The organism is Nitrospira sp. BLG_2 (assembly GCF_049222245.1).
In genome coordinates, this window is the sequence record NZ_JBLYIG010000418.1 from 1 (window position 1) to 3,667 (window position 3,667).

The 3,667-nt window shown below is 53.6% G+C and carries 5 protein-coding genes and 1 pseudogene; 3 read left to right on the top strand and 3 right to left on the bottom strand.

Annotation, left to right across the window (positions count from 1 at the left end; genetic code table 11):
* Positions 1-270: 270 nt before the first annotated feature.
* The 3 genes and pseudogenes from ACOSYY_RS11525 to ACOSYY_RS11535 form a co-directional block, all read right to left on the bottom strand.
* Positions 271-423 (bottom strand): annotated as a pseudogene (locus tag ACOSYY_RS11525) (IS5/IS1182 family transposase); the annotation flags it as partial.
* Positions 424-492: 69 nt separating this feature from the next.
* Entirely contained in the window at positions 493-1,086 is a 594-nt protein-coding gene (locus ACOSYY_RS11530; protein WP_421662526.1) for an ImmA/IrrE family metallo-endopeptidase, read from the bottom strand.
* Positions 1,087-1,103: 17 nt separating this feature from the next.
* Positions 1,104-1,487 (bottom strand): helix-turn-helix domain-containing protein, encoded by a 384-nt coding sequence (locus ACOSYY_RS11535; protein ID WP_421662522.1) that lies wholly within the window; start codon positions 1,485-1,487, stop codon positions 1,104-1,106.
* A 77-nt stretch (positions 1,488-1,564) separates the two neighbouring features.
* Here ACOSYY_RS11535 and ACOSYY_RS11540 point away from each other — a divergent pair, with 77 nt between their 5' ends.
* The 3 genes from ACOSYY_RS11540 (at position 1,565) to ACOSYY_RS11550 (ending at position 3,276) form a co-directional block, all read left to right on the top strand.
* Entirely contained in the window at positions 1,565-2,128 is a 564-nt protein-coding gene (locus ACOSYY_RS11540; RefSeq protein WP_421662523.1) for a lamin tail domain-containing protein, read from the top strand.
* 219 nt (positions 2,129-2,347) lie between these two features.
* Entirely contained in the window at positions 2,348-2,593 is a 246-nt protein-coding gene (locus ACOSYY_RS11545; RefSeq protein WP_421662524.1) for a DUF2188 domain-containing protein, read from the top strand.
* Positions 2,594-2,610: 17 nt separating this feature from the next.
* Positions 2,611-3,276: a hypothetical protein gene (locus ACOSYY_RS11550; RefSeq protein WP_421662525.1), complete on the top strand. Its 666-nt coding sequence runs from the start codon at positions 2,611-2,613 to the stop codon at positions 3,274-3,276.
* The last annotated feature ends 391 nt before the right edge of the window (positions 3,277-3,667 follow it).

Here is a 3,667-nt window from a genome sequence, read left to right on the forward strand (position 1 = left end):
GAACGGATCGCCACCGAAAACAAGAGGCCACACCATAACTCACGGATGTGGAACGGAGTAAGCCAGCACTCCTCTTCGCAGTGCGTGGCGGTCCGCTTTGCGGAACGTGTTTGAAGGGCTTGCGAACGTCTTAAATTGGCCGATGGCAGTCCTCGACCCAAAGCAGAAGTCCACGACCGACGGCTACCAGGTGGGGGATTTAAGGAGACATTCTGGATTTCTTGCCGTCGAACTGAATCACTATCTGCGGAAATTCAGAATGTCCACATTTCGACCTCCGTCAGCCTTGGGATGCGCTGGCTCGATGACCGCCACCAATTCCGCCCACGGCAACACGAGTTTCATCTCGTCGAGAAACCGCTCGCGGCGAGTGGGCTCGCGATATTGCTCGAATGTGACGTCGGCAAAGGTCTGTTGGTGGATGGGCGCGTCTCCCGTTCAGTGCTGCATTCCTCATAGCACATCACCAGCGGGGAATAAATCAGACCTTTCCTAGTGGCAGTTGCCGTCTCGTCTACGCTTTCTATAGAGATTGGACCCGCCAGTGATCTTGATGCGGTATTGAATTAGATCAGAACTGACTTCAAAGATTTCCGCCATCTCCTCCACCGACTTTCCGGCGTTGAGAGCATAGAAAAAGGCTTTCCAGGGGAGCAGCGCGGCTGCCCCGATCCCATAGGCCTCCTTTTCTTGTTTCGCATGATAATCGCGGACCAAAAGGCCATGCGAATCATAGGAGACTCCTGACGGCTCATGATCCATGTGGATGTGCGAGACTTCTTCCATCAAAGTCACTTTGTTGCGGCGGCGGCTGTGGAAGGGATTCAGCATGCAAATCAACGTGCCGTCGTCCAGCGGGATGGGATATACTCCACCTGACCATTTATCTCTCCCATGACCTTTCAGATGGCTCCCGTGATGCGACGGAATCTTATCCAGCAACGCATGGACATCGAGGACCTGCAGCCCAAACGCTCCAGCCAACTTCCAGGGATCGAGCTTCTCATTGGCACCAACACGAGCCACTTTTCGTAGTTCAGCGGCCAACGGTTCCCAGTATTTGGCGTCCTCGCTGAAAGGAAGCATCACAGTTTATCCCATGCTTATGACTTCTTACTCATCTGCTCGTAGGCTGTCCTAAATAGCTTGGACAAAGCATCTGCTGTCGATCGGTCAAGGTTTTTGTCGGCTCGCAGGTGAAGCTCAACTGCATCAGGAGTGCCCACTGGTTTTTGACCGGACTTACCAGGCGAACGAGGAACAGACGGATTTTCCTTAAACTGATCCATAGACACTTTCATCCAATCACACAGAGCTATTAGTGTCTTGGCATCAACGCTCTGAGACCCACCACGTTCGATCCTCGACAACGATGCCACACTGATTCCTGTAGCCTCGTGCACTTCGGTGAGACGCTTCCTCCTTTCTTTCCTGACTCGGTTAAGATGTTGACCCAGTAGACGTACGTCTACCCCACCATCCGTCATTCAGGGACCTCCTTTCGGTTCGTCCATTAGCCCGGATATACAGGAATTGGAAATTGTCGTCCACAAGAAATTTCCCATTGACAGAAGCCAGCAGCGCGGGTAGCATGAGCCTAAGTTCTCGTAAAAGAGAAAATTCTCGTCGGCATGATGTCGGCGTGAACACCTCGATGGAGGCGCATATGAAAGTATTGCGGGTCATCAAAGCCAAACCCAATCCGGCGGGCAAGGATCGCGTTGGCAGCACCACGCCGAACCGCCAGTTGGCCGCCGAATGGGTTGATTTCAAAAACGTGGGTGACGAACCTTACCCGCTCCAGGGAATCTCGCTCCAACACATCGCCTACCAGCCGCGCTGCCGAGATGGGCGGTGGGAAACCATCATGGCATTTCAAGGCACGCTTGAATCTGGCCGTGTCGTCCGCATTCACTCCGGTTCTGAGCTTTCACTCTCGGAGATGAATCCGGAAGACGTCGCTGGAGCCGATCATCACTTGTTCACCAACCGCAATTACATTTGGAACAACGATTGCGGCGATACCGCTCGTCTTTGGAACGGGCTCATTGCTGTTGACGCCGCGTCCTATGACCCGTACCCGATGGAAGGCAAGATCCTCGTTCGTCAGGGCGACAAACTTATTTAAGGAAGGGGGCAAGATGTCATCAAAAGCCAGCACCATGTTGTTTGTCTTCGTCGGCGCCATTGCCGTAGGCCTAGCACTGGCGCATGATCCTCACTGTCGAGGCGCCTGCCAGCAATTCGCCAGGAATCTGACGAGGTATGGCATCAAAGGATTATTCCCGTTTCTGTAAAAGGCCCGCGTGTGGCAATTCCGCCCGCGCCATATGACAGGAGGAGAACCATGGGTAATTTGCCCGGATACACGCTTACACACGATGACCGAAACGAAGACTGGGCATTGAAAAACGATGCCACGGGAAGAACGGTGCGGCGTTTCGATACGAAAGAGGAGGCTACAAAAGGTGGTGTCCTGCAAGACGCCGTTGGGAATCAAGGAGGCTCGGTGAAGATTCAAAAGGAAAACGGCTTATATCAGGAAGAGCGTACATATCCCCGGAGCCGAGACCCGCGCTCGTCGAAAGGGTAGCCGAATGTCCGCTTTTAATGGGTTACGGTCGCCTTATCGGCCGTATCCTGTTGCAGGTTATTGCTACGCGGTCACTATTAACGCATATTCCCATTGCCATGGCTGAAACCAAGGAACAACAAGAACAACGGGCACTCCGAGAGTTGGAAGCCAAGAACATTGCGCACTATTCCGTGATGTTAAAGGCATGGATCGAAACGCGAATGGCCCGGGATAAGTCATTGATCACGCTTTCCGCTGGCGGCGTCGGCGTGCTCGTCACACTGTTGACAACTGTCGGACTCGCTCGCCCTTGGCAGATTTGGTTGTACGCAGGCTCATTTCTTGGCTTCCTCGCCACAATTGGTATCGCTTTGGTGATTTATCAGAAAAATGCCGAACTGATTGAGAATGACTTTCGAGGGGACGTCAAAGACTTGAAGCTAAAGGCGTTTGACATAGCGTCAATTGCGACGTTCTATGTAGGTGCCATATTTGCCGTCTTGATTGCAATCAGCTCAGCCCTCACGCAACCGACGAAGAAAGGAGACTATGGCATGGGAGAAACAATGAAGAAGAGTCTTGATGGCATCAGCAATCTCAAGCCACAACTGCCCCACGAGCCACCGCCGGCGGCGCCGTCTGCGCAACAGTCGCAAGCGACAACTACTCCTGTTCCTGTGGCAGACTCTCCTAAAAAATAAAGGGACAGAAAATAGGGACAGGCTGGGTTTTTGATAATCGCTGTTCCTGGACAAGAGCTGATGGGCGTCAGGCGAATCGTAGGTTGCGAAGACAATGGATGGGGTCGGGCTTTGCTATCTTAACAATCTGTCTACACCCACACTTCCGACTGCCACTCCTCCCCACGCAGCTCGTTCATGTCAACGATCACATGAATTCCCCCCTCTGGGTGATAGTGGCGTGTGCGGGGCCCGCCCCTTCGGCCGGGCCCCGGGCCGATCGTGGTTCCTGCGGCCGTGTACGACGTCGATGTGCTGAGGACCGTTTTAAGGCGGTGCGATCACGGCGCCGAACTTCCGCTCTTGGCCGCTAGCGGACGGTGGGTACGGATGACGACAATCAACACCCAAC